This is a genomic window from Exiguobacterium sp. ZOR0005, from assembly GCF_000798975.1.
GTDB lineage: Bacteria > Bacillota > Bacilli > Exiguobacteriales > Exiguobacteriaceae > Exiguobacterium > Exiguobacterium aurantiacum.
Genome location: NZ_JTLB01000012.1, coordinates 201,593 through 226,506 on the forward strand (window position 1 = coordinate 201,593; position 24,914 = coordinate 226,506).

Genomic DNA, 24,914 nt, shown 5'->3' on the forward strand with positions numbered 1-24,914 from the left:
ACGTTTCCTTTTGGGAATTCAATGTTTTTCTAATCTAACACCTAACGATTCCCACTTCACACCATCGGTTAGAAAACCTCCTTCATTTTCCAATCAGAAAACGATTGCATTTTCGCTCGCTTGGACCCTATATAGAAGTTAGAGGAGGAATTTTTAGCTCATGTCATTTACGAATCTCATCAACAACTTGATCGCCAACGCGAGTCTTCTGCTCGTCGGCCTCTATATCATCTCCCGCGTCACGAAGCTCGGGTTCACGACGAAACTGCCGATCCGGCGCCAAGTGACGATCTCCTTTTTACTCGCTGGACTGTCCATTTTGATCACGTTGCACGGCGTGCTCTGGAACGCCCAGGCCGACTTCCAATACGGTTTCGTCCCGCTCATCATCGCCGCGCTTTACTTCGGAATGCCCGGTATACGGATCACATATGTCTCCAGCATCCTCGTCTTGCCGTTCATCTTGTCGGAGACGTTGCTGTTGATCACATTCCTCGACTACACGCTCGCTGCCGGCGGGTCGATCGTCTATATGCATCTACGGGAACGCATTGAACCGACACGTGACATTCGCATCGTCAACGCGATCAGTCTCGTCTTTATTAGTGCGTTATCGATGTTAAATTTTAACAATTATGACCACTCTACGACTTATTTTCTGTCATTGAGCGCTTTCGTCCTTATCGGCTATTCGGCCGGATTCGTCCTCCACATCGTCTACGGCGGGATGCGCAAAATGCAACGGTCGGAGCGGCTCATCACGAAATATAAAGAAGCCGCCTTCACCGACGTGCTCACCGGGCTCGGCAACCGGAGGCGTTTCGATGAAGAGATGAAACGGGTCGACGAAGAAGTGTTCACGAGTCCGCAAGACGTCGCCTTGCTCCTACTCGACATCGACCATTTCAAATCGATCAACGATACATACGGCCACGACGCCGGGGACGCCATCTTGATCGAACTCGGGCATCGTTTGGCCGAGACGGCGCGCGCCGACGACATGGTGTGCCGCAACGGGGGCGAAGAGTTCTCCGTGCTATTGGCCGACTGTAACTTGTCGCAAGGGTTCGTCATCGGCAAGCGCTACTTGCGGCAAATCTCCGAGACACCGTTCCCCTTGCCGGACGGCTCTTCGGTCGACCTCACCGTCTCGATCGGTGTCGCGAGCACGTCTGAGGCGAAAGTCGTCACGTCGACGCAACTGATCAAGAAAGCGGATGTCGGCTTGTACGTCGCCAAGCGGAGCGGCCGCAACCGGCTCGGCAAATGGAGTGAATTGAAAGCGAACTAACCCCGGTGCCGCGCACCGGGGTTTCGTTATAGCTTATTAAATTCATCCAACGACTCTAAGTACAAACGAAAACCTAACTTGATTTCTTCGTCCGTCCAATCACTTGCCCAGAGCGCCCTCGGGATCCGCCCGGTGAACTGCGCCCCGCCCACATGTGCCAAAATATAAGACCCGACTTGTTCACACATGCTTCGCGTCAAAAACCTCGTCACGTGAATCCCGTCCTGACTCTCGAGGATGATGTCGAGCCGGCGTCCCTCTTGCTCGTCGATAATCAATTGCTTGTAGCGACGATGTTCCTCATCTTTATGCTTATACACCGCGCCTCGACGTTCGTTGTCGTCACGTTCCCATTGAAAGTCCGCTCGCTCTTTCGCGTTGAAGATTTTCGCGAGGACGACCGGGTCGTCAATCGTGATGCAGCAATAGATGTGCGGATACGACAGTTGGTCGTCATTCACCAAGTCCATAATGTCCGTCTTCGAGATGATGCGCGCCTTGTAACGAACGAGGAGACGGCGAACGACCTCTTCTTTTTCGAAGACGAGCCACTGCTTTCGTCGTTCGAACTTTTCATGGAGTACTTTATAGTTCATATCAATCACCTCACCAAAGCCAGAAATCTTCCCCATGTGTGACGATAAAGCGATCTAACCAAACTGTAAACTCTACATTGAGATACTGCGCATCCTCAATCGCCCCTGTTTTCCACATCCAAATCAAATAATCATCACGGCCCGCTTTGACACGTTCGGAATCAATCAAGATAACAGAAACATGTAAATCAACGATTGGATACCAAGAACGAAGCCCTAACTTATAGAACTGATTCATCAACACAATATTATCGAGTGACAAGATTTCAGGACCACCCCCGTATTCTGGATCATCAAATAATACCGCCCCGTTATGTAACCTCAAAAAGTTGCGGAACGCCGCCGGGACTACCCACTTCGTCTTCTCTTCGAACCGCTCAATCTCTTCTTCTGTCAAAGGATCTCCATACGAAAAAGAAACGAGCTTCGTCCGTCCGTAACCAACATAGATGTTTGATGTCTCACCGTATATTTCTTTTGTCGCCTTCACAATCTGTTCAACTTCCAAAAGTGACGCACCGCCTTTCATGCTTATCTTACAACAAAAAACGGCGCCCGAATCACTCGGACGCCGTCTGGCTCAATTCCCGTACTTCTTGAACAATTGATAGTTCTTGTTGCCGCCTGACAAATTGTACACGTCGGTGAACCCGAGGTTACGAAGCACGTTTTGCGCCGCGTTCCCCGTCACCCCGCCGTTACAGTAGACGACGGTCGGCTTGTCTTTGTCCATGTCTTTAGCCGCTGTGCGCAGGTCGCCGAGCGGAACGTTGACCGCGCAGTCGACGCACGCCTTCTCAAACTGCGCCGCTTTACGCGTATCGATGACTTGCATATCTTCGCCGGCATCAATCCGCTTCTGCAACTCGGCCGGCGTGATGAGGCGCGCCGCTTTGTCCATGCTGTTCGCGAGCACCATGCCCGTATACATGACCGGGTCTTTCGTCGTCGAGAACGGCGGTGCGTACGCGAGGTCGAGGTGGAACAAGTCATCGACTTTCGCCTTGAACGTCATCGCCGTGACGAAGACGTCGATGCGCTTGTCGACCCCTTCAAAGCCGACGATTTGAACGCCGAGCAACTGACGTGTCGCCTGGTCGCCGATCGCTTTGATCGTCAAATCTTTCCCGCCCATATAGGCCGGTTTGTCCGGCTTCGTGTTATGGAGCACTTCGACGTCATAGCCGAGCTCACGAGCCTCGCGCTCCGAGAGACCCGTCTGCGCGACGGCTAGGCCGAACACTTTGAAGATGCCTGTCCCGAGGATACCGCGATGCTCGAGGTCGCCGCCCGTCAACAAGTCGCCGAGGGCACGGCCCATCTTGTTCGCCGTCGAACCGAGCGGACGCCAAATCGGCTTACCTGTCACGAGTGAGAAGCTTTCAGCGACGTCACCGGCCGCGTAGACGTTGTCGACGTTCGTCTCCATCCGTTCATTGATCGCGATCGCGCCCGTCTCGCCGATTTCGACGCCAATCGACTTGGCGAGTTCCGTGTTCGGCCGCACACCGACCGAAAGGATGACGAGGTCCGTGTCAATCGTCTTGCCGCTCTCCGTGACGACACGTTCGACGTGCCCTTCCCCGACGAGCTCCGTCACCGTCTCGCCGAGCAACAGCTCGATGCCGTTCTTCTCGAGGTGCTCTTCGACGCGGCACGCCATGTCCTTGTCGAGCGGCGGCATCACTTGCGGGATGCGTTCGATGACCGTTACGTCGACACCGCGCAGCTTGAGCTGCTCGGCCATTTCGAGCCCGATGAACCCGGCCCCGATGATCGTCGCATGTTTCGGGTTCGTCGCATCGACGAAGTTTCGTGTCGCTTCCGCGTTCTGGATGTTTCGGATCGGGAAGACGTTGTCCGAGTCGACACCCGGGATCGGCGGGACGATGCTCGAAGCGCCGGTCGCGAGGACTAATTTGTCATAGCTGTCCGTGAACGATTCGCCCGTCTCGAGGTTCTCAACCGTCACTAGCTGTGCGTCTTTGTCGATGGCCGTGACGTTATGACGCGTCATGACGTCGATGTTGTAGCGCTTCTTGAAGAACGCGGCGTCACGGGGCGTCAAGTCGTCGCGCGACTCGACTTCACCGCCGACATAATACGGGATGCCACAACCCGAGTACGAGATGTCATAATCGCGGTCGTAAATCGTGATTTGTGCGTCTTCGTTGTTGCGACGTGCTTTTGCTGCGACCGATGTGCCGGCAGCGACTGAACCGATGATGACTAGTTTCATGAAAGGTACACTCCTTAGTAAAGTAATAGACTGATGTATAACCCGAGTAACGTGATGGCGAGCGTCGGAATCGTCAAGATGATCCCGACTTTAAAGTATTGACCCCAGCCGATTTTGAGTCCTTTCGTGCGGAGCACATGGAGCCATAGCAATGTCGCGAGCGACCCGATCGGCGTGATCTTCGGACCGAGGTCGGACCCGATAACGTTCGCATAGATGAGTGCTTCCCGAATCTGTCCGGACGTATTCGTCAAATCGATGGCGAGCGCGTCGATCATGACGGTCGGCATGTTGTTCATGACTGATGACAAGATGGCGGCTAAGAAGCCCATCCCGAACGTCGCCGTGAACACATCGACGGAGAACCATTCGATGAAGTTGGCGAGCACTTGCGTGAGTCCGGCGTTCTGCAAGCCATAGACGACGATGTACATCCCGAGTGAGAAGAAGACGATCGCCCATGGTGCACCGCGAACGACCGATTGTGTCTTCACGGCCGGTGATCGGTTCGCCATGATCAGGAAGAAGAACGCGATGACGCCAGCGACGAGCGATACCGGGATGCCGACGATGTCACTCGTGAAGTACCCGATGACGAGGAGCGCGAGCACGACCCATGACAACCGGAACATCTTGTGATCTTTAATAACCGAGGCCGGCTCGGCGAGTTTTGACAAGTCGTACTGCTTCGGGATGTCTTTCTTGAAGTACAAGTACAAGACGAGCAGACTTCCGGCGACGGCGAACACGTTGACGAACACCATCCGGGCCGCATATTCGGCAAAGCCGATGCCGAAGAAGTCAGCTGAGACGATGTTGACGAGGTTCGAGACGACGAACGGCAAACTCGCCGTATCGGCGATGAAACCGGAAGCGATGACATACGCCAAGACGACAGCGTCCGGCAGCTTGAGCGCCCGCACCATCGCGAGGACGATCGGGGTCAAGATGAGCGCAGCCCCGTCATTGGCGAACAGCGCCGCGACGAGTGCGCCGAGAAGCGTGATATAAACGAACAGCTTGACGCCGCCGCCTTTTGCGATGCGAGCCATATGTAAAGCGGCCCATTCGAAAAATCCAATCTCATCTAAGATGAGCGAGATGAGGATGATGGCGATAAAGGTGAACGTCGCGTTCCAAATGATGCCCCACACCGTTCCGACGTCATCAAAATTGACGACCCCGGTGATGAGGGCAATGGCCGCCATCCCCATCGCCGAGTAACCGATGCCGAGGCCTTTCGGTTGCTTGATGATGAGGAAGAGCGTCACGAGAAAGATGATACTAGCAATCCACTGCACAATGAGTTCCTCCAATAATTCTCTATTTTTTTAGCAAGTCTGTTGCAGACCGCGGAGCACGAGGCTCGCACCGTCTTCTGTCGATTCGACGTCGAGCGTGACGTTCTCAGCCATCGCTTCGGCGTCTTTAGCGACAGCGAACGTGAGGCCGTCGTAGTCTTTCACGTCGTCCGTCGTTTCTGGCGCGGCGATATGAAGACCGATCGTCGGGCCGCAGCACCCTGCTTCTGTGCAGATGCGTACCGACTTCGTTTCTTCCTCGGTCAGTGCTGCTTTCATAAAGTCGATTGCTTCATTTGTTACGTTCATTTGACTTCCTCCTTGAGTAGTTGAGATAGCGCCGGATAACCGACCGGCAGTTGTTCTTGCCACGACAACAGCGTCGGGCGCGGATAGCGGTTCACGCGTTCGAGCCACGCGGACTCGCTCGCAACTTTTGCCGTGAGCAGTTTGCTCTCGACGTCGAGCGGGGTGAACGATTGATTGACGACCCAAGCGAACGGACGAATCTCGGCCCGATCTAAGTCGGCGACGAGACGTTCGGCTTCATACACCGGTGTCGCCTCGGGGAGCGTCGTGATGACGACGTGCGTCTGTCTCGGATCACGAAGCTTCGGCAACAGCTCGCGCACCGCTTCCGGGACGACCCCGGTCGAGCGTTCGAGCTCCCGGTGATAGCTCTCGGTCGCGTCCAAGAGGAGAAGCGTATGTCCGGTCGGCGCCGTGTCAATGACGACAAAACGTTCTTTCGCTTTGGCGACTTGGGCGGCGAACGCACGGAAGACGGCGATTTCTTCGGTGCACGGTGAACGAAGATCTTCTTCGAGCATCAATCGTTGCTCGTCCGTCATCTCGCCCGCTTCCCGGAACACGTCGGCCCGGTAGTTCTCGATTTCGACTTTCGGGTCGATCGCATCGACCGTGAACGTCGACGGTACGTCTTCCCCGATCGTGAAGGCGACGTGCGCCGCCGGGTCGGTCGTCGTCAAGTGGACCGCATGACCCCGATTGCTTAGGGCGACGGCAATGAGCGAAGCGAGCGTCGTCTTGCCGACACCGCCTTTCCCCATCGTCATGATGACGCTCGGTCCGTCCGCTTCCATCTCGTCGACGAGCGCATCGATCGATCCGTAACGGCTCGCGTCGTATGTCGTATCAGGGACTGTGACCGTCTCCCCGTTCACCCAGCGCCGCAACGCCGGCACGCCAACCAAGTTCTCGTACGCATACGGGAGCGTGAACGTCTCGAGACGCTCGACGGCTTCCGGCATTTGCTTGAGCGCCTCTTGTTGCCGTTCGATGAACCGTCTCGTATAGCGGTCGGTCCCTTCATCTAGCGCGACGACACCGTTGATGACGAGTTGCATCCGCTCGATGCCGATGGCGTGAAGCTCGGTCGCGGCCCGTGCCGCCTCGACGAGGGTCGAGACTTCAGGTCGGGCAACGAGGAGCAACGTCGTCTCTCCCTCGTCCGACAGCGTCGCGACCGCTCGTTTATACTGATCCTGCTTGTCGGATAGTCCAGCGAGCGGACCGAGACATGAGGCGCCGGTCGTATTCGTCTCTAAAAATTCATCCCACGCGCTCGGGAGCGTGAGCAGGCGGAGCGTGTGCCCGGTCGGTGCCGTGTCGAAGATGACATGGTCGTACTTCGTCCGTGCCTCAACTGACGTCAACAGCTCGGTGAACTGGTCGAACGCCGCGATCTCGACCGTACAGGCGCCGGACAACTGCTCTTCCATCGACTGGATGGCGACGTCCGGGAGCACGCCGCGATACGGACCGACCATGCGCTCCATGTACTGTTTCGCCGCTTCTTCCGGGTCGAAGTTCGCAATCGAGAGGGAAGTGCCCGGTACAAGCCGCGGTGTTTCGTCAAGCTCCATCTCGAACACGTCTTGAAGATTGCTCGCCGGGTCGGTCGAGACGAGCAGCACACGTTTGCCGCGGTCCGCGAGCGTCAAGGCGAGACTCGAGGCGGTCGACGTCTTGCCGACGCCGCCTTTCCCTGTCAAAAACACATACCGGGTCGGCTCGATCGTATGGAAATCAAAGCGATTCATAAGCGTCCTCCTTATTTTTTGAGCGTGATGCGCACTTTCGGTTTCTCTCCGTCTTGTTTCGCGAACGCCGCGACCGGTAGTCCCGTCAGTTCGGCGATCTCTTCGTTCGTCATATAGGCGCCGCGCTTGACGATCTCGCCGTCGATGACCGTGAGCGGGAGCGTCTCGAGCCCTTTCGCGATCTCGGCTTGCACGGACGCGTTCTCGACGAAGCGGTTCGGCTCAGAGGCTAGGTTGTAGCGGGCGACGTCAAAACCGCGTTGTTTCAACACGTAATGGACCGTCGCGATGCGTGTCAGTTCTGGGTCGATCGACGGGCCGCACAGTCCGGTCGGACAGCACATGGCCGGTTCAAACACTTCTAGTTTCATCGTTGGTTCCTCCTTAAATGGCACATTCGGCGTCGCAGTCACAACTCGCCTCGAGCGTCTCGACGCGGTCGAGCAGCTCGACGACAATCGAATAAAACGGGCTCGTCTCGTTCAACCGGTAATGGATCCACTGCTTGTCCCGGCGCTCGAGCAGCAGCCCCGCTTGCCGCATCATCTTCAAATGACGGCTGATCGCCGGCTGCGAGATGTCGAAGCAATCGACGAAACTGCAGGCACACTGTTCCCCGCCCTGCATCTGTTTGAGCATCGTCAACCGTGTCGGGTCGGCGAGCACTTTGAGCACCTTGCTTAATTCTTCTGCGCTATGCATCGTCATTCTCCTTCTCTCTTGTATAACAAATCCGTTATATAACCTTCACGTTATGAAATTACCATAGTTTTTAACGAGTTGCAATTGTCTTTTCTGAAAAAGTTCGTTATGATAAAACACGTTGTGAAAACATGTGTCGGTATCACCTCTTTCTTCATATAATGCGGCGTTTGATCTTCGTGAGACTCGGAGGTCAAAGTCAAAAAATATATAGAGAGGTGTGTTCTTTTGGAAAAATTGAATACGATTAAACAAGACTGGCTCGGCAACGTCCGGGCCGACGTCCTCGCGGGGATCGTCGTCGCGCTCGCCCTCATCCCTGAGGCGATCGCGTTCTCCCTCATCGCCGGTGTCGATCCGATGGTCGGGCTTTATGCTTCGTTCATCATCGCGATGGTCATCTCCATCGCTGGGGGCCGGCCGGCCATGATTTCGGCCGCGACCGGTGCGATGGCGCTCGTCATCGTCTCGCTCGTCGCCGATTACGGGTTGCAGTATTTACTCGCTGCCGGGATACTCGCCGGAATCATTCAAATCGCGCTCGGTTACTTCGGCATCGCCCGGTTAATGAAATTCATCCCGCGTGCCGTCATGGTCGGCTTCGTCAACGCCTTGGCGATCTTAATCTTCCAGGCGCAATTGACGAACTTTGAAGGTGAGAGCTGGATCATTTGGGCGCTCGTCGCTGGATCGCTCGCCATCATCTTCTTGTTCCCGCGCATCAACAAAGTCATCCCGGCGCCGCTCGTCGCCATCGTCGTCATGACGATTTTGGCGGTCACGCTCGGGCTTGAGACGAAAAACATTAGCGACATGGGGACGATCTCCGCAACGCTACCGGAATTTTTATTCCCGAACGTCCCGTTGACGTTTGAGACGTTGATGATCATCCTCCCTTACTCGATTTCCCTCGCATTCGTCGGATTGATCGAGTCGCTCTTGACGGCACAAATCGTCGATGACATGACCGGTACGGATTCGAATAAGAACCGCGAATCGAAAGGTCAAGGCATCGCCAACATCATCGCCGGTTTCTTCGGCGGGATGCCAGGTTGCGCGATGATCGGCCAATCGGTCATCAACGTCTCGTCCGGGGCACGCGGCCGCCTGTCGACGTTCGTCGCCGGACTCGCCTTGTTCATCATGATCATGACGATGAGCGACATTTTAATGCTCATCCCAATCGGTGCCCTCGTCGGCGTCATGTTCTTCGTTTCGTACGCGACGTTTGATTGGGGATCGCTCAAAGGACTCCGGACCGCCCAAAAATCAGACACGGTCGTCATGCTCGTCACGGTACTCGTGACGGTCATCACGCACGACTTATCGCTCGGTGTGTTCGCCGGGATATTGACAGCGGCAATCCTCTTCGCTTCGAAAATCTCGAAAGTCGAGCTCGACCGGAACGTCGAGCAAGACAACGTCCATTACACGGTGAACGGCCAGTTGTTCTTCGCCTCGACGTCAGAGTTTGTCAACCGGTTTGACATCGAAGAAGACGCGGAAGCTGACATCAAGCATGTGACGATCGACTTCATCAACACGCACCTGTGGGACGATTCGGCCATCGGTGCCATCGACAAAGTCGTCTTCAAATATCGCGCGCTCGGGATCGAGCCGGAGCTCTTGAACTTGAACAAAGATTCAGAGAAACTGCTCAACACGCTCGCGCTTCATTTGAAACAACAAGATGCGAACACTGGACATTGATGAAATTTCTGTTCGTCACGTCGGTCAATCGCATATACTAAAAAGAGAATGTGTGAAAGAGGAGGACTTGTAATGGGAAAGGTATTTATCGCGGCAGACGGTTCTGCCCACTCAAAACGAGCGCTTGAGAAAGCGATTCAACTCGCCAAGGCGTCAAACGCTTCAATCGATCTCGTTCACGTCATCAGCGCGAAAGAATCAAAAGAAGCCGCGCTCAACTCAACGGGCAAGATTGACCTCGAGACAAAACGTCAACGCATGCTTCAGCCGCTCTTTAACTTGATTGAAGCGGAAGGCATCGCGTATGAGTACATCGAGCTCCGTGGTGAGCCGGATGTCGAGCTCGTCAAGTACGCCAACCACGAGCCTTACGAATATGTCGTCGTCGGATCGCGCGGGTTGAACGCGTTCCAAGAGTTCGTGCTCGGCAGCGTCAGCCACAAGCTCGCCAAGCGAGCGCTCGCCCCTGTCATCATCGTCAAATGAACACGCCCCTTTCTCCATTGCGAGAAAGGGATTTTTTGTGTCCGATACAGGAACTGACCGCCAGATGTGGAATGGAGTAAAGAATGTTTTGAATAAGGAGGGACTTATATGGAAATTGCAAACGACCCCGGCATGTTATTGCTGATCTTGTTACCGCTGCTCATCTTGCAGCTCGTCTTGTTGACGTTCGCCTTGATCGACCTATTCAAACGAAACGAGACGAACGGTCCGAAGTGGGTATGGCTGCTCGTCATCTTGTTCATGAATATCCTCGGTCCGATCATCTACTTCCTCTGGGGACGGACGAAACGATGAAAGTTCACCAACTCACGAAACGGTTCGGCACGTTCACCGCACTTGACGACGTCAGTTTCTCGCTCCGCCCCGGCTGTACGTCACTCCTTGGCGAGAACGGGGCCGGTAAGACGACGCTGCTCAACATGATGGCGCGCGTGACGACGCCGACGTCCGGTGAACTCATCGGCCATGACAACATCCGGGTCGGCTACTTGCCGCAGCGCCCGGCGCTTTATCCATCGCTCACCCCGGTCGAGACGATTCGCTATGCGGGTGAACTGACAGGAACGAAACCGGATCCGGTGAAACTGCTCGCCCGTGTCGGTCTCGACCCGGTCGACCGGCCGGCGGCACAGCTGTCCGGCGGGATGCGGCAACGGCTCGGCATCGCCCAAGCGCTCGTCCATGACCCGGAACTATTGCTCCTAGATGAACCGGTGTCGGCGCTCGACCCGCGCGGACGCCGTGAAGTGCTCGATCTGTTGAGCGACTTGAAGCGAGAACGGATGATTCTGTATTCGACCCACGTCTTGCCGGACGCCGAGGAGGCGAGCGACTGGGTGCTCTTGCTCCGGCAAGGCAAACTGCTCATGGAAGGGACGGTCACGGATTTGCTCGGCTCGAAGTCGTCGATTCAACTTCGACTGTTCGACGATCCGACGTCAATGGACGTCTGGACCGCGCTCCCAGGCGTGATTCGTGTCACACGCTCCGGGACGTCGTGGGAACTCGAGACGTCAGCGAAAGACGTGACGGAGCGAGCCATCTTGAAGACGATCCTCGACCACGAGTTGCGCTTGCAGTCGCTTCACGTCGGCCATCCTTCGCTCGAATCGCTCTTTTTGGAGGTGAACGCATGAAGACCGCCATCTTTAAACAAGAATGGAACGAGTCGTGGCGCAACAAACGGCTCATCTGGGTGCCAGTCGCGCTCATGTTGCTCGCCGCGATGCAACCGCTCACGCTCTACTTCTTACCCGATATTTTGGCAGCCGGCGGCAATTTACCGGAAGGCGCCGTCATCGAGATCCCCGCTCCTTCACCGGCCGAGGTGCTGTTGTCGGCCGGTGAGCAGTTACGGCAAATCGGTCTGCTCGTCGTCCTGTTGTCGGCGATGCATACGTTCAGCCAAGAACGGACACTCGGTACGCTCGCCTGGCTGAAATCATTGAACATCCCAGCGACGCGCATCGTCGCTAGCAAATGGGGACACTACACGCTCCTTTCGACCGTCTCGCTTTTACTCGCCCAAGGAACGGCCGCATATTATACGTTCATCCTCTTCGACACGTTCAATGTGACAGACTTCCTCGTGTCGACCGGGCTGTTGATCGCCCATTTCATCGTCCAACTCTCGATTTTCTTCTTGTTCGCGGCACTGCTTGAAAGCGGCCTCGTCGCACTCGTCATCACGCTCGGGAGCCATCTCGTCTTGTCGCTCCTCATCAGTTGGCTCGAGTGGGAATGGTTACCGTGGCGGCTCGGCGGCTTGTCAGGGGAAGTGCTTCTGTTCGAAGTGAACCCGCTTTGGGCGTTGTTGAGCGGGCTGTTGCTCGTCGGACTCTGTCTATACCTCGCATCGAAGTACCTGCGCTTTTTGAGCAAATCGTCCTGATTGACGTCCCAGAAAAATAGGTCCCTTTCAATCGTTCATCCCGCATCATTTCGGGTATAGAATGATTACAAAATAATTCCAATTCTAGCGAGTGATGGAGGGACATGAATGAAGCGATATGTATGGATGGCGGTGCTCAGTTTCGTACTGCTTTTACCGACTCATGCCGAGGCCGGGTTCGAGACGACACCGGCCGGGACCGTGTACACGGCGGCTGACGGGACACTGTTAACAGGATGGCAGACGATTGACGGCAAGACGTATTACTTTGATGCGAACGGCATCATGGTCACCGGGTGGCAATTCATCGAGCAGGCTACATACTATTTCAATCCGGACGGTGTCCTCGCCACCGGCTGGCTCGCTCTTGACGGGAAACGATACTACCTCCAGTCGGACGGAAAGGTGGCGACCGGTTTTCAGCCGATTGATGGGAAGACGTACTTGTTCAGTGTTGACGGCGTGATGCAAAAAGGGTGGCAGACCGTGTCCGGCAAACGATACTTCTTCCATTCGACCGGCGTCATGCTGACCGGATTTTGGACCGTCTCCGGCAACCGTCACTACTTCGCCCCGAACGGTGTCCTCTTGACCGGGTGGCAGACGATCAACGGGAACCGGCACTATCTGTTCGCTGACGGCATCATCCGCACCGGCATGTACACCGTGAGCGGGCAGAAGTATTTGTTTCTCGCGAATGGAAAGATGGCGACCGGCTGGCAGACGTACGGGACGAACGTCTATTACTTCGGGACGGACGGTGTGCGTCGTCACGGCCTCCAGACGATCGGCGGGAAAGTGTACGGCCTGCATCAGACGTACGGCTACCGGTTACGTGGCAAGCAAACGCTCGACGGGGTCACCTATCACTTCCATTCGACCGGCGTCCGTGAGACTGGTTGGAAGTACACGACCCAATACGAATATTTCGCGCCCGCGCTCACGAAGAAAACGGATTGGCAGTTGATCAACGGTAACTGGTACTTCTTCGATGCGTCCGGTGTCATGTATAAAAACAAGCGCGTCGGCAACGCCACGTTCGGCAGCCGCGGCGCCTATGCCCCTGCCTTATCCGTCTACAAGATGAACGTCCCGCTCTATCGCCAGTTCCAGATGGGCTATCCGTCCGGCTGCGAGTTCTTCTCGCTCAAAATGGCGCTCGAGAAGAAAGGACGGGTCGTCAGCGCCGAGACGCTCTATCGAGAGATGCCGAAAAGTATGTGGAACGCTCGCTATGAGAATCGGTTGTACCGTTGGGTCGACCCGAACGTCATGTTCACCGGCGACCCGAAAGGCACGCTCGGCAAGTATCGGAACTACGGCATCTATCCGAAAGGGATGATCTTCTTCTCGAGCAAATATCGTCCGGTGAAAGATCTCACCGGGCAAGGGCTCGCCTCGATCGAGCGCGAGCTGGCGATGGGTAACCCGGTCATCGTCTGGGCGAGCGTCGACTTTAAGACACCGTACGGCCACTTCAACTGGTACACGGCCTCGAACCAGAAGTTCACCGGCTTCTTGAACTATCACGTCATGCTCGCGACAGGCTACGACAAAACCAACCTCTACATCAACGACCCGTACCGCGGCCGCCTTGTGATCCCGAAATCACAAGTGAGCGCCGTCATGGGCGCGACTGGCTGGAAGGCGTTGTCCGTCCGCTAAGAAACAGGAGTCAGACGCTCACACGTCTGGCTCTTTTTTTAGGTAATCCGAACCAATCTAAGAAATAAAATTTCCTATTTTTATTAAATTATATTGAATTAAAAATACAGAATGTTACACTTCAACTAAATAAGTAAAGCGCTCACATTCTATGAAGGAGGAATTGTTATGAAGAAATGGATTGGAGGCGTCGCCGCCTTGACGCTCATCACCTCGTCGCTCGTCATGCTCGAGACGGACGCGAAATCAGTGCCGAAGAAGCCGAAAGTCGAGCTCGGGGTCGAACGGCTCATGGCCGACACATCACTACTCGACGGCAAACGCGTCGGCTTGATCACGAACCCGACCGGCGTCGACTCGTCGATGACGAGCATCGTCGACTTGTTCCACAACGCGGACAGCTTCGAACTGACGGCGCTCTACGGTCCGGAACACGGCGTGCGCGGTGACGCCCAGGCCGGGGCCACGGTCAGCTCGTATATCGATGAAGTGACCGGCCTCCCCGTCTACAGTCTATACGGGGCGACGCGGAAACCGACACCGGAGATGCTTGCGGACGTCGACGTGCTCGTCTTCGACATCCAAGACGTCGGCACACGGTACTACACGTACATTTACACGATGGCGTACGCGATGGAAGCCGCAGCCGAGAACGACATCCCGTTCATCGTCCTCGACCGGCCGAACCCGCAAGGCGGTCTCCGTGTCGACGGACCTGTGCTCGACCCGGCCTACTCGAGCTTCATCGGCCTCTATCCGATCCCGCTCAAACACGGTATGACCGTCGGCGAACTCGCCGGCTTGTTCAACACGGAGTATCAGATTCAAGCTGACCTCGAGGTCGTCAAAATGAAAGGCTGGAAGCGCTCGATGCTGTATGAGGACACGGGCCTCCCGTTCGTCATGCCGTCACCGAACATGCCGACGACGGACACGGTCAACGTCTATCCGGCGACCGGGCTATTCGAAGGGACGAACTTGTCGGAAGGCCGCGGCACGACGAAGCCGTTCGAGTTGATCGGCGCACCGTACATTAAAGCGCACGAGTACGCCCAGACGTTGAACGACCTCGACCTTCCTGGCGTCACGTTCCGCGCCGCGTCGTTCACGCCGACGTTCTCGAAGAACGCGGGCAAACTGTCGCACGGCGTCGAAGTGTACGTCACCGAGCCGACGAAGTTCGAAGCGGTCAAGACCGGCATCGCCATGGTGAAGACGGCCCACGACTTGTATCCGGACGAGTTCGAGTTCCTCGCGAACGACTTCATCACGAAGTTGACCGGGAACGCCTACGTGAAGGACATGATCCTCGCCGGCGAGCCGCTCGAGGCGATTATGGCGAAAGTCGATGCCGAGCGTGACGCGTTCCTGCCGATTCGGAAAGAGTATTTGTTATACAAATGATGTGAAGGCAGGCTCAGCTGAGTCTGCCTGTTTTGTAATGAAATGGTAATACCCACTAATCCCCTCTTCAATATATTATAAGGATAGATTATTCGAAAAGGAGCCATCCCTTTGAAAAAACCAATTGCACTCCTCACCTCCGCCGCCCTCGCGGCGACGCTCACGTTCACCCCGTCGACGTCCCCACTTCCGCTCGAACCGGCAAGTGTCGAGGCCGCTTATACGGAAACTGCCGTCAACACGAAAGGGAGCGTCACCAACATCAGCCAACTGCCGGTCCGCAAGACCCCTTCCCTCTCGGCCGCTCGGCTCGGTCTGATCCCCCGGAACGGCACGATGACGGTGCGGACGTCGTTCAACGTCAACGGCTCAACATGGTACAAGATTCAATGGGGCGCCGGGTTCGCCTACGTCCCTGCCGCCTACGTGAAGCTGTCGACGGCTGAGGTCGCTTATAAGCAGATGGCATATGTCGCGCCATCGAGCGTGTACTTGAAGTCGGGCGCCTCGACCGTCTCGTCGAACCTCGCCTTCCTCCGCCAAGGCACGAAGTTCGAGACGATCAGCTACCGCTACACCGGTCCGACCCGTTGGTACAAAGTGAAAGTCGGGACGCAAACAGGCTACTTGATGGCGAAACACGTCACGTTCACCGCACCTACGACCGTGTCCGTCTTGAGCGAGACGAACAAGGAACGCCAGGCGGCCGGTCTGTCGGTTCTCGGTGCCTCGGCGGAAGCGAACCGTGTCGCCCAAGTCCGGGCCGACGAGATGGCGCGCACAGGTCAGTTCTCCCACCAGCTCCGTGAGAACGGGAGCCCGGGTGACACGCTCGACGCCTACAACGTCAGCTACCGCGGTTGGGGCGAGAACATCTATATGGGCTCAAGCGATCCGGTCACGGCCGTCCGGGCGTGGATGAACTCGAGCGGGCACCGCGCCAACATCTTGAACACCCGCTTCACCCACCTCGGGGTCGGTGCGGCGAAAAATGCGCAAGGTCAGACAATTCACGTCCAAGTATTTTTGACTAAATGAAAAACGGGCTCGTCATGAGCCCGCTTGAATTAACGGCGATCGTTTTTCAGACTGTCCAGGTTCTGCTGCGCCTGGCCGGTCTTTTCTTTTGCCGTGCCTTTCACTTGGTCTTTCTTCCCTTCACGCTCGAGCGAACGGTTGTCCGTCGCCTTGCCGGCTGCTTCTTTCGCTTTGCCTGCCGCCTTATCGATCAATCCATCAACTTTTTTGTTCAATCCGTCTTTACTCATGTGTGATGTCCTCCTTGTGGTGTCATGTCTAATTCATGTACCACTGTGAGGAAAACTCAAACATAGTGCTCTTTGACGAGGACGCGGAATCGCGGTCGGACGGTCAGCTCGATCGTCGTCACCGTGCGTTCGCGGTCCTCGCTCATGACGATCAACAGTTCCCCGTGGTCACGACGGTCCTCCAGCACCTCAACTTTACCGACGGTGCGGAGCAGTTGGTAATAGAGCAGCTCGCCGCGCTCGTCTTTGACGTTCACCTCGAATTCGTGATAGCTCGGGGACACTTTGAAATAGAACGACTCGCTTCCGTTCGAAAACCGGAACACCGACTCGTCATAATAAAACGGGAGCGTCGTATCCATCCGTTTCGGCTCGACCGTACAAAACAACGACCACGCCATCTCGTCGGGGAATTTCTCCGCCGACTCTTCTTTATTGAACTGCCAACCTTTCATGCCGATCCCTCACTTCGTCTTCCAATAGTTGTCTGAATACTCCGACTATTGTTTTTCATTCGACAAGGCGTTCAAAATCCCTGCAAACGGGAACAAATCTCTGTATGGGTTTTCACTTGAAAGGAGTTGCGTTATCGTGTCCATCATCGCACTCGATCACGTCACGAAGCGGTTCGGGGAAACGGTCGCCTTGAACGACTTTTCCCTCCACGTCGAAGAAGGGGCGTTGTTCGGCCTGCTCGGTCCGAACGGCGCCGGCAAGACGACCGCCATCTCCGTCATGCTCAACTTGTATCCGGCCGACAGCGGCTCCATTCGAATCTTTGACCGAGTGATGCCAAAAGACGAGCTCGCCATCAAACAGCGTGTCGGCATCGTCCCGCAGCACGTTTCCGTCTACGATCAACTCACCGTGTTCGAGAACATCCAGTTTTTCGCCGAACTGTACGGGTTCAAGCCCGACGAGGCGAAGCGCAAAACCGCGGCCGCCCTCGACTTCGTCGAACTGAGCAGCCACCAGAAGAAACGTCCGCCGGAACTGTCCGGGGGGCTCCTTCGTCGTCTCAACATCGCCTGTGGCATCGTCCATGAGCCCGAACTCATCTTCATGGACGAACCGACCGTCGCCATCGACCCACAGTCGCGGAACACGATTCTCGAGAACATCCGCGAGCTGAACCGGCGCGGGGCGACGATCATCTATACGTCCCACTACATGGAGGAAGTCGAGCTCCTCTGTGACCGTGTCGCCATCGTCGACGAAGGAAAGATCATCGCCGAAGGGACGCAAGACGAGTTGAAAGATCGCGTCATGACGCTCGAGACGGCACGGATCAAAGTCGACGCGCTGACACCGGGTCTCCTCGCGAAGCTCGAGTCGCTCGAACGGGTGCGGAAGGTCGAGTACCATGAACCGTTCCTTGAGGTGTCGCTCGAGAAAGACACCCCGCTCGCCCCGCTGCTCGATGCGCTCCATGCGGAACACGTCCGCTTCACCTCGATCACCGTCGACCGGCCGTCGTTGAACACCGTCTTCCTTGCCTTGACCGGCAAGACGCTCCGGGAGTGATGACGATGAAGACATGGACGTTCATCAAATACGATGTCAAACAACAGCTCCGTGACCGGTCGACGCTCTTTTGGATGCTCCTCTTCCCGATCGTCCTCATCTTCGGACTCGGGACGATGCTGTCGGCCATCTTCAGCACCGAGTTCTCTCTCCCGGTCACGGACGTCGCCTACGTCGAGACGTCGACCGAGGAATATCGGGCCCCGCTCGAATCGTTCCTCACGTCGGATGAGTTGAGCGCCTTTCTCACGCTAAACCGGTACGACTCGGTCGCCGAGGCGGAACAGGCCGTGAACGACGGGGACGCCGACGTCATCCTCCAGCTCGACGGTGCGGACGTCACGCTCTTATACGAGGAACCGACGACGGTCGAGTTCGACGTCCTCGAGGCGGTGCTCACGCAATACACGGCCATCGCCAATCAACAGATCGTGCTCGCCGAAGCGGGCGTCTCCGCTCCGTTCGAGAGCATCGCGTTCCTCGACAGCGCGAGTATCGACTTATCCGGCCGCACCCCGACATCGCTCGAATACTTCACCGTCACGATTTCCATCATGACGGCGCTGTTCGGGGCTTTCTATATCACGGGGATGTTGAACGAGGAGCGACCGATACGCGGGAGCTATCTCCGCATCCAAGCCGCCCCGGTGCGGTTGATCGACTATCGGCTCGCCCGCACGGTGAGCCGGTACACGCTCATCTTCCTTCAGCTCGTGCTCGTGTTCTCGTTCAGCCACTTCGTCTATCGGAGCTTCTCGCTCGACTACGCGCGACTCGAGTTGCTCCTCGTCGGCTGGTTCGCGCTCGCCTTGTACGGCACGGCGTTCGGCTTCTTCATCTCGAGCTTGCCGCGGCTCGCCTACTCGACGAAAGACGCGATCGTCAACGGTTTCGTCGCCATCATCATGATCCTCTCGGGCGGTTACGTCCCGGGCTTCGACCAAGTGACGCTCGCGTACGCGCCGTGGGCCCGCTACGTCTTCATGCCGATCTTCATGCGGGACGGCCTGTTGGCGATTTTGCTGCGCGGCGGTGACGTGTCCTTGTTTTGGCAAAGCCTCGGCTGGCTCTCGCTTCACGTCCTCGTCCTTATCGCACTCAGTCTCTTGCTCTGGAAAGGGGTGACGCGCCGTGGTGCTGTTTAGACATGTCGCCAAGCGGATGCTCCGGAAGAAAGGGCTGTGGGTGTTCACGTTCGTGGCGATGTTCGGCTTCGCCCTCGTCTTGTCATTCTTCAACTCGACGTCGACGCTCAGCGCCTCGATCGGTATCCTCGACCGGGACGGCGGGATCATCGCCGAACGGCTCATCGCTGAAGCCGAACGGTTCGGTCCGGTGACACGGCTCGAGACGACCGCCGAAGAAGACACGTTCTTAGAAGGGCAAGACATCGTCCTAGTCATCCCGGAACGTTTCACCGAGTCGATGTTCCAAGGCGAGACGCCCCGGCTGTCGTTCCCCGCGACAGAAGGGAGTGACGCCGCCCTCATCGAACAGGCGTTGAACGCGCACTTGTCGCGGGAACGTCAACTCCTCATCGCGAGCGGTTATGACGAGACCGGTTTTCAAACGCTCGCCGACCGCGAAACGGAACGAGGCTATACCGTCTCGAGCGAACCGTTTCAAGAGAGCGTCACGACGACCGCCCGGACGCAAGCGTTCCTCGGCTTGTTGTCGTTCGTCATGATGTCGGCGTTCCTCCAGTTCATCCCGTTGTTCGTCGCCGACGACCGGGACGAGTCGATTTATTCACGTCTGTTCGCCGCTCCGATCACGCCGCGCCGGTACGTCGGCTCGCTCGCCTTATCGTTCTTCGCGGTCGGTTTGTTTTATGTGCTCATGCTCCTCGCTTTCAGCGCCGTCCTCTATGCGGACGACATCATCGAACATTTGCCTGTCCTGTCGCTCTTGTTCATCGCCTACTTGGGCAGTTGTCTCGCGATCGGGGCGCTCATCGCGGTCGCCGCGTCGAACCGGGAGAAGGCGAACATTTGGCAGATCTCCGTGACGATGGCGGCCGCGATCACCGGGGGAGCCTTCATCGCGCTCGCGTGGCTCCCCGATTCCCTCAAAGTCGTCGGCCGGCTGCTTCCGACGTATTGGTTCAATGCGGGCGTCGCCGACATGTACGCCGGCAAGTTCCCGCTCTTGTCGCTCGCTGTCCTCGTCGCGATGACCAGCGTCCTCTTTGCGGTCACCGTCCTGTTCTTGAAAAAAAAGCCGCTCACGACATGACAAAACGAGACGCCCCCAAGTTTGGGGCGTCTCGTTTTCATTGTTGCAGCGTCGGCACGACTTTCTCGAAGAACACGTCGACGAGCATCGGGTCGAACTGCTTGCCCGCTTCTTCGCGGATGACTTTGAGCGCCTCGTCGATCGTCTTCGCCTGACGGTACGGGCGGCCGGTCACCATGACGTCGAACGTGTCGGCGATCGAGATGATGCGCGAGGCGAGCGGGATGTCGTACGACTTCACCCCTTTCGGGTAGCCTTTCCCGTCCCAACGCTCATGATGCGCGAGCACGATCTCCGAGAGCACCCCGTATTCGGGCACGGTGCTCAAAATATTGTAACTCACTTCCGGGTGCCGCTTGATTTCGCGCCACTCGGCTTCAGAGAGCGGTCCCGTCTTGTCGAGAATCTCGTTGCTGATGGCGACTTTGCCGATGTCATGCAAGACGGCGGCCGTCTTCAGCTCGCTCACTTCCGAGCTTGTGAAGCCCATCGCCTCGCCGAGCTTCCCGGCGAGTGCGGCGACCCGTTCGGAGTGCGCCTCTTCACGCGGGATCTTCTCGTAAAGCGTCCGCATGATGAGCTGGATCGAGTGGTGACGACGGCTCTGTTTCTCGGACACTTTATGATGATACATCCGATCTTCCGCCAAATTGTACACTTCCACGATCGACATCGTCTCGTCGATCTTCACGGCTTCCCCGAACGAGGCCGAGATTGGCAACCCTTCGATTGACCGCTCATGGAACAGCCGGTTCAACCGGTCCGACAATTGATTCGCCTCGCGCGGTGACGTCTGCGGCAAAATCAGGACGAACTCGTCGCCGCCGATGCGCGCGACGGTGTCTTTGCCGCGGATCTCTCGTTTCAAAATGTTCGTCGCCTCGATCAACAACCGGTCCCCGACGAGGTGGCCGAACGCGTCGTTCGTCAACTTCAAGCCGTTGACGTCGACGACGATGAGCGCGAGCGGGTAATACGCCGGATCATCGTACGTGATGAGCGCCTCGTCGAAATAGCGCCGGTTCTTCACGCCGGTCAACTGGTCGTGATAGCTCAAATACTCGATTTCCATCTCATACTTTTTCTTCTCGGTCACGTCACCGATGTAGCCGTGCCAGAGCACGTGATCGTCCGCGAGTTTTTCCGGACGGGACGAGCCTAAAATCCAAGTCGTCCGTCCGTCCGGCATGATGACGCGGAACTCGGCGTCCCAAATCGTCAAGTTGCGATACGACTCGTCAATCGTCGCCATGACGTCCGGATAGTCGTCGGGATGGATCTTCGTGAAGACGAGCCCAGGATCTTGATTGATCTCTTCGAGCGTGATACCGGTCAACACTTCGAACCCGCGGCTGAAGAACGGAAAGTTGAACGACCCGTCCGGCCGGCGCTCAAACTGATAGATCGCGCCCGGCACTTGATCGGACAGCTTCGTCAACAGACGGTCCCGCTCGGCCAGCTCTTCCTCGAGCTGGACCCGCTCGGTCACGTCTTTGGCGACGGCATAGATGTAACTGCCTTGTACTTTGCAATGCCACTCGATCGAGCGGTAATCGCCATCCACTGTCCGGTAGCGGTTGACGAAACGGAACAGCTCGCGTGCCGTATCGAGCTCAGCGAAGGCGCGTTCCGTCTTCTCGACGTCGTCGGGATGAACGAGCCCGATGAAGTCCGTGTTCTCGAGTTCCTCGAGCGGGAAACCGAGCACACGCTCCCACGATTTGTTCAAGTGAAGAACGTCGCGCTTGTGGAGCGACATGATGCACTCGAGGTCGACCGTCGCGAACCCTTCGAACATTGAGTCTTTCGTTTCTCCGACTTGCTGGTCGGCTTTCGTCATCTGTTCGAGAATATGAACGATGTATAGCTCGACGAGGCCGAGCCGGCTCGCCCGCTTCTGTCCTTGCATCACGATCGTCAAGTCGCCGTAAAACACACCGTCCTTCTCGATTTTGAAGAGGACGACTTGACCGAGGTCAAAGATACGTAAAATGTTTTTGACGAGCCGTTTCGGCAGCGCCCCATCAATGAGCGGTTCGATCTCGTCAAAGATAATCGGGCTACCCGCCTCGAGCAGTTCACGCCGCTTCTCGGTCATCGGCCACTTCTTCCCGACCGGATGGAAACCGAGCACGTCGAGGCTCCGTTCAAGCAACTCATCGATGCCGGATAAGGCGACTGTCGAGTACGACGCACCGTCCTCGTTCATCAAGTTGAGCGTCACTGCCTTCGCGCCCGTGAAGTCACGGATCTGATCGAGGAAGTGTTGGTTGATGAGCAAGTCCCGCCCCGTCGCGACGAAACGATGCGAGACGTTGACGAGCTGTTTGAGCGCGTTGTTCTCTTGCACGTGGGGGGTGATATCGTTGAAGAGCGTCGACACGTAGCCGGGCCGCTCACTGAAGACGGACAGCTCATACCACGCTTTGTTGCGGCGCGAGAAATGCTCGAACGTGATGGCCTCACCGCTGCTCACCGCCCGGGCGACTTGGACGATCCATTCCCGCTCGCTGTATTCGAAGTCTTTCAGTTTGTCGGTGATGCGGCCGCCGAGGAACTGCTCGCGTTTCGCTTTCATGATCTTCTCGAAGGCAGCGTTCAGTTCGAAAAACTCATAGTCGACCGGTTCGCCGGTCTCGTCATAAACGACTTTGAACTCGACGTAGCCTTGGGGCATATGGCGCAACAAGGATTGGTATTGCGTCTGGTCGCGTTCTGTCACGTCATTCCCTCCTACATAGTCATATCTACTACTCAGTTTACCTCATTTTCGATAAATTCCCTATATTTTCCGAATTGATTCATGCGAATGTGCGCACATTAAGTTTATGTAAATATGCACTCCAGCCGTTGCCTCGAATCGACTCAATTGTTAGAATGACATCGATATCCGATATCGGAATTCGATTTCAAGGAGTTGATGATGATGGAAGACCGCATCCTTAGGAAACTGTTCCTCGGCTTCATCCATATCCACATCTTGCACCATGCGTCGGAACACCCGGTGTATGGGGCTTGGATGGTCGAAGAGCTCCGGGAACACGGCTACACCATCAGTGCGGGCACGCTCTACCCGATTTTGCACGGGATGGAGAAGGACGGGCTATTGGTACGTTCAAACGAGAACGTCGACGGCCATATCCGCAAAAACTACACGACGACCGACAAAGGTCTCGTCGTCTTGGCGGAAGCCCGTCAAAAAGCGTACGAACTATTTAAAGAAATCAAGGAGTGAAACACATGGAAAAACAACGCGTGACGCTAAAGACGTTACTTGAGATTTTGTTCGTCTCGACCCGGCTCGGTTTGACGTCGTTCGGCGGACCGATCGCCCACCTCGGCTATTTCCACGAGGAATACGTCAGACGGCGGAAATGGATCGACGAGAAGGCGTACGCCGACCTCGTCGCCCTTTGCCAGTTCTTGCCGGGACCGGCAAGCAGTCAAGTCGGGATCGGCATCGGCATCGTCCGGGGCGGAATCCTCGGCGGCATCACCTCGTTCATCGGCTTCACTGCCCCGTCGGTCATTGCGCTCATCTTGTTCGCCCTATTACTATCAGGGCTTGACGTGTCGGATGCCGGCTGGTTGTACGGCTTGAAAGTCGTCGCCGTCGCCATCGTCGCCCACGCTATCCTCGGCATGGCCGGCAAACTGACACCGGACGCGAAGACACGGACGATCGCCTTTTTCGCCCTTTCCGGCGCCCTGCTCGTCCAGACGGCGTATAGCCAAGTGCTCGTCATCTTGCTTGCCGCCGTGGCCGGGTTCTTAATGTTCAAGCCACAAAACTTGGACGTCAAATCGGCGACGTTCCCGTTGTCGAAACGTCTCGGTGCGGTACTGCTCAGTGTGTTCGGTGCGCTCCTCGTCATCTTGCCGATCTTGCGCGAGACGATCGAGAGCCAATCGATCGCCCTCTTCGACAGCTTTTACCGGGCCGGCGCGCTCGTCTTCGGCGGTGGTCACGTCGTCTTGCCGCTCCTTGAGCGCGAACTCGTCCCAGCCGGCTTCTTGAGCGAAGAGGCGTTCCTTGCCGGTTACGGGGCGGCCCAGGCCGTACCAGGACCGTTGTTCACGTTCGCGTCGTACCTCGGGACCGTCATCGACGGGGTGCCGGGTGGATTGCTCGCGACGTTCGCCATCTTCTTGCCGGCGTTCCTCTTGATCCTCGGGGCGCTCCCGTTCTGGAACGCGCTCCGTCGCAATCCGAAAGTCGGCGGTGCCCTCATCGGGGTGAACGCGGCCGTCGTCGGGATTTTGATTGCAGCGTTCTATCAACCGATCTTCACGAGCACAGTGAACGGGGTCGTCGATTTCGTCTTCGCTGCCTTCTTGTTCGTCATGATCGCCTATTGGAAACTGCCGCCGTGGGCGCTCGTCATCGCGGGTGTCATCGGCGGGACGATTATCGGGATGCTGTAACGAATGGGACCTTTCGAGGTCCTTTTTTGATTCCCTGTTTTTCTCCACTTCTTTTAGAAAAATGTTAATCCTTTGAAACTTTTTCTAGGTGAC

Annotated in this window: 25 protein-coding genes; 14 read left to right on the forward strand and 11 right to left on the reverse strand. The window is 56.6% G+C overall.

Annotation, left to right across the window (positions count from 1 at the left end; all coding sequences use genetic code 11):
• Positions 1 to 160: 160 nt before the first annotated feature.
• Entirely contained in the window at positions 161 to 1,291 is a 1,131-nt protein-coding gene (locus L971_RS04680; RefSeq protein WP_047374563.1) for a GGDEF domain-containing protein, read from the forward strand.
• A 26-nt stretch (positions 1,292 to 1,317) separates the two neighbouring features.
• Here L971_RS04680 and L971_RS04685 read toward each other — a convergent pair whose 3' ends face one another.
• The 8 genes from L971_RS04685 to L971_RS04720 all read right to left on the reverse strand — a co-directional run bounded on the left by L971_RS04685 (position 1,318) and on the right by L971_RS04720 (position 8,192).
• Positions 1,318 to 1,887 (reverse strand): hypothetical protein, encoded by a 570-nt coding sequence (locus L971_RS04685; protein ID WP_047374564.1) that lies wholly within the window; start codon positions 1,885 to 1,887, stop codon positions 1,318 to 1,320.
• A 10-nt stretch (positions 1,888 to 1,897) separates the two neighbouring features.
• Positions 1,898 to 2,395: an SMI1/KNR4 family protein gene (locus tag L971_RS04690; protein ID WP_197053161.1), complete on the reverse strand. Its 498-nt coding sequence runs from the start codon at positions 2,393 to 2,395 to the stop codon at positions 1,898 to 1,900.
• Positions 2,396 to 2,467: 72 nt separating this feature from the next.
• Positions 2,468 to 4,126 (reverse strand): FAD-dependent oxidoreductase, encoded by a 1,659-nt coding sequence (locus L971_RS04695; RefSeq protein ID WP_047374565.1) that lies wholly within the window; start codon positions 4,124 to 4,126, stop codon positions 2,468 to 2,470.
• Positions 4,127 to 4,140: 14 nt separating this feature from the next.
• On the reverse strand, positions 4,141 to 5,427 hold the full coding sequence (locus tag L971_RS04700) for an arsenic transporter (RefSeq protein ID WP_047374566.1): 1,287 nt from the start codon (positions 5,425 to 5,427) through the stop codon (positions 4,141 to 4,143).
• Between the two features lie 30 nt (positions 5,428 to 5,457).
• Positions 5,458 to 5,736: a hypothetical protein gene (locus L971_RS04705; RefSeq protein WP_047374569.1), complete on the reverse strand. Its 279-nt coding sequence runs from the start codon at positions 5,734 to 5,736 to the stop codon at positions 5,458 to 5,460.
• Positions 5,733 to 7,490, reverse strand: coding sequence for an arsenical pump-driving ATPase (gene arsA, locus L971_RS04710; RefSeq protein WP_047374571.1), 1,758 nt, complete (start codon positions 7,488 to 7,490; stop codon positions 5,733 to 5,735). The genes L971_RS04705 and arsA overlap by 4 nt, the downstream gene beginning before the upstream one ends.
• A gap of 11 nt (positions 7,491 to 7,501) precedes the next feature.
• Positions 7,502 to 7,861, reverse strand: coding sequence for an arsenite efflux transporter metallochaperone ArsD (arsD, locus tag L971_RS04715; protein WP_024370592.1), 360 nt, complete (start codon positions 7,859 to 7,861; stop codon positions 7,502 to 7,504).
• 13 nt (positions 7,862 to 7,874) lie between these two features.
• On the reverse strand, positions 7,875 to 8,192 hold the full coding sequence (locus L971_RS04720) for a helix-turn-helix transcriptional regulator (RefSeq protein ID WP_047374573.1): 318 nt from the start codon (positions 8,190 to 8,192) through the stop codon (positions 7,875 to 7,877).
• Positions 8,193 to 8,420: 228 nt separating this feature from the next.
• Here L971_RS04720 and L971_RS04725 point away from each other — a divergent pair, with 228 nt between their 5' ends.
• From L971_RS04725 to L971_RS04760, 8 genes are all read left to right on the forward strand, one after another.
• Positions 8,421 to 9,902 carry a SulP family inorganic anion transporter gene (locus L971_RS04725; RefSeq protein ID WP_052200274.1) on the forward strand — a complete coding sequence of 494 codons (1,482 nt, stop codon included), beginning with the start codon at positions 8,421 to 8,423 and terminating at the stop codon, positions 9,900 to 9,902.
• A 72-nt stretch (positions 9,903 to 9,974) separates the two neighbouring features.
• Complete coding sequence (locus tag L971_RS04730; RefSeq protein WP_047374575.1) at positions 9,975 to 10,388, forward strand: universal stress protein; 414 nt, start codon at positions 9,975 to 9,977, stop codon at positions 10,386 to 10,388.
• Between the two features lie 108 nt (positions 10,389 to 10,496).
• Positions 10,497 to 10,703, forward strand: a complete 207-nt coding sequence (locus L971_RS04735; RefSeq protein ID WP_024370596.1) for a PLD nuclease N-terminal domain-containing protein — start codon at positions 10,497 to 10,499, stop codon at positions 10,701 to 10,703.
• Positions 10,700 to 11,545: an ABC transporter ATP-binding protein gene (locus L971_RS04740; RefSeq protein ID WP_047374577.1), complete on the forward strand. Its 846-nt coding sequence runs from the start codon at positions 10,700 to 10,702 to the stop codon at positions 11,543 to 11,545. The genes L971_RS04735 and L971_RS04740 overlap by 4 nt, the downstream gene beginning before the upstream one ends.
• On the forward strand, positions 11,542 to 12,300 hold the full coding sequence (locus L971_RS04745; RefSeq protein ID WP_024370598.1) for an ABC-2 transporter permease: 759 nt from the start codon (positions 11,542 to 11,544) through the stop codon (positions 12,298 to 12,300). The genes L971_RS04740 and L971_RS04745 overlap by 4 nt, the downstream gene beginning before the upstream one ends.
• Positions 12,301 to 12,408: 108 nt before the next feature.
• A complete protein-coding gene (locus L971_RS04750) occupies positions 12,409 to 13,965 on the forward strand; it encodes a C39 family peptidase (RefSeq protein WP_047374582.1) in 1,557 nt (518 codons plus the stop codon).
• Positions 13,966 to 14,190: 225 nt separating this feature from the next.
• Positions 14,191 to 15,369, forward strand: a complete 1,179-nt coding sequence (locus L971_RS04755; protein ID WP_231557567.1) for an exo-beta-N-acetylmuramidase NamZ domain-containing protein — start codon at positions 14,191 to 14,193, stop codon at positions 15,367 to 15,369.
• A 111-nt stretch (positions 15,370 to 15,480) separates the two neighbouring features.
• On the forward strand, positions 15,481 to 16,407 hold the full coding sequence (locus tag L971_RS04760; RefSeq protein WP_047374584.1) for a CAP domain-containing protein: 927 nt from the start codon (positions 15,481 to 15,483) through the stop codon (positions 16,405 to 16,407).
• Positions 16,408 to 16,436: 29 nt separating this feature from the next.
• Here the strand turns inward: L971_RS04760 and L971_RS04765 are convergent, their stop codons facing one another.
• Together L971_RS04765 and L971_RS04770 are read right to left on the reverse strand one after the other, a co-directional pair.
• Positions 16,437 to 16,637, reverse strand: a complete 201-nt coding sequence (locus L971_RS04765; protein WP_024370602.1) for a CsbD family protein — start codon at positions 16,635 to 16,637, stop codon at positions 16,437 to 16,439.
• A 56-nt stretch (positions 16,638 to 16,693) separates the two neighbouring features.
• The gene (locus L971_RS04770) at positions 16,694 to 17,092 is read right to left on the reverse strand and encodes a hypothetical protein (protein ID WP_024370603.1); all 399 of its coding nucleotides are present in this window, start codon (positions 17,090 to 17,092) and stop codon (positions 16,694 to 16,696) included.
• A 136-nt stretch (positions 17,093 to 17,228) separates the two neighbouring features.
• Here L971_RS04770 and L971_RS04775 point away from each other — a divergent pair, with 136 nt between their 5' ends.
• Genes L971_RS04775 through L971_RS04785 form a run of 3 tightly spaced genes read left to right on the forward strand, consistent with a single transcriptional unit; the run spans position 17,229 to position 20,396 of the window.
• Positions 17,229 to 18,161 (forward strand): ABC transporter ATP-binding protein, encoded by a 933-nt coding sequence (locus L971_RS04775; RefSeq protein ID WP_047374586.1) that lies wholly within the window; start codon positions 17,229 to 17,231, stop codon positions 18,159 to 18,161.
• Positions 18,162 to 18,166: 5 nt separating this feature from the next.
• On the forward strand, positions 18,167 to 19,306 hold the full coding sequence (locus L971_RS04780) for an ABC transporter permease (RefSeq protein WP_231557561.1): 1,140 nt from the start codon (positions 18,167 to 18,169) through the stop codon (positions 19,304 to 19,306).
• Positions 19,293 to 20,396 carry an ABC transporter permease gene (locus L971_RS04785; RefSeq protein WP_047374587.1) on the forward strand — a complete coding sequence of 368 codons (1,104 nt, stop codon included), beginning with the start codon at positions 19,293 to 19,295 and terminating at the stop codon, positions 20,394 to 20,396. Before L971_RS04780 ends, L971_RS04785 begins: the two co-directional genes overlap by 14 nt.
• Before the next feature lie 37 nt (positions 20,397 to 20,433).
• Here L971_RS04785 and L971_RS14800 read toward each other — a convergent pair whose 3' ends face one another.
• Positions 20,434 to 23,118, reverse strand: a complete 2,685-nt coding sequence (locus L971_RS14800) for an HD domain-containing phosphohydrolase (RefSeq protein WP_231557562.1) — start codon at positions 23,116 to 23,118, stop codon at positions 20,434 to 20,436.
• A 204-nt stretch (positions 23,119 to 23,322) separates the two neighbouring features.
• On the opposite strand from L971_RS14800, the gene L971_RS04795 reads away from it, so the two are divergent.
• Both L971_RS04795 and chrA read left to right on the forward strand, forming a co-directional pair.
• Entirely contained in the window at positions 23,323 to 23,631 is a 309-nt protein-coding gene (locus L971_RS04795; RefSeq protein ID WP_024370608.1) for a PadR family transcriptional regulator, read from the forward strand.
• Positions 23,632 to 23,636: 5 nt separating this feature from the next.
• Positions 23,637 to 24,821, forward strand: coding sequence for a chromate efflux transporter (gene chrA, locus L971_RS04800; RefSeq protein ID WP_047374589.1), 1,185 nt, complete (start codon positions 23,637 to 23,639; stop codon positions 24,819 to 24,821).
• Positions 24,822 to 24,914: the final 93 nt, after the last annotated feature.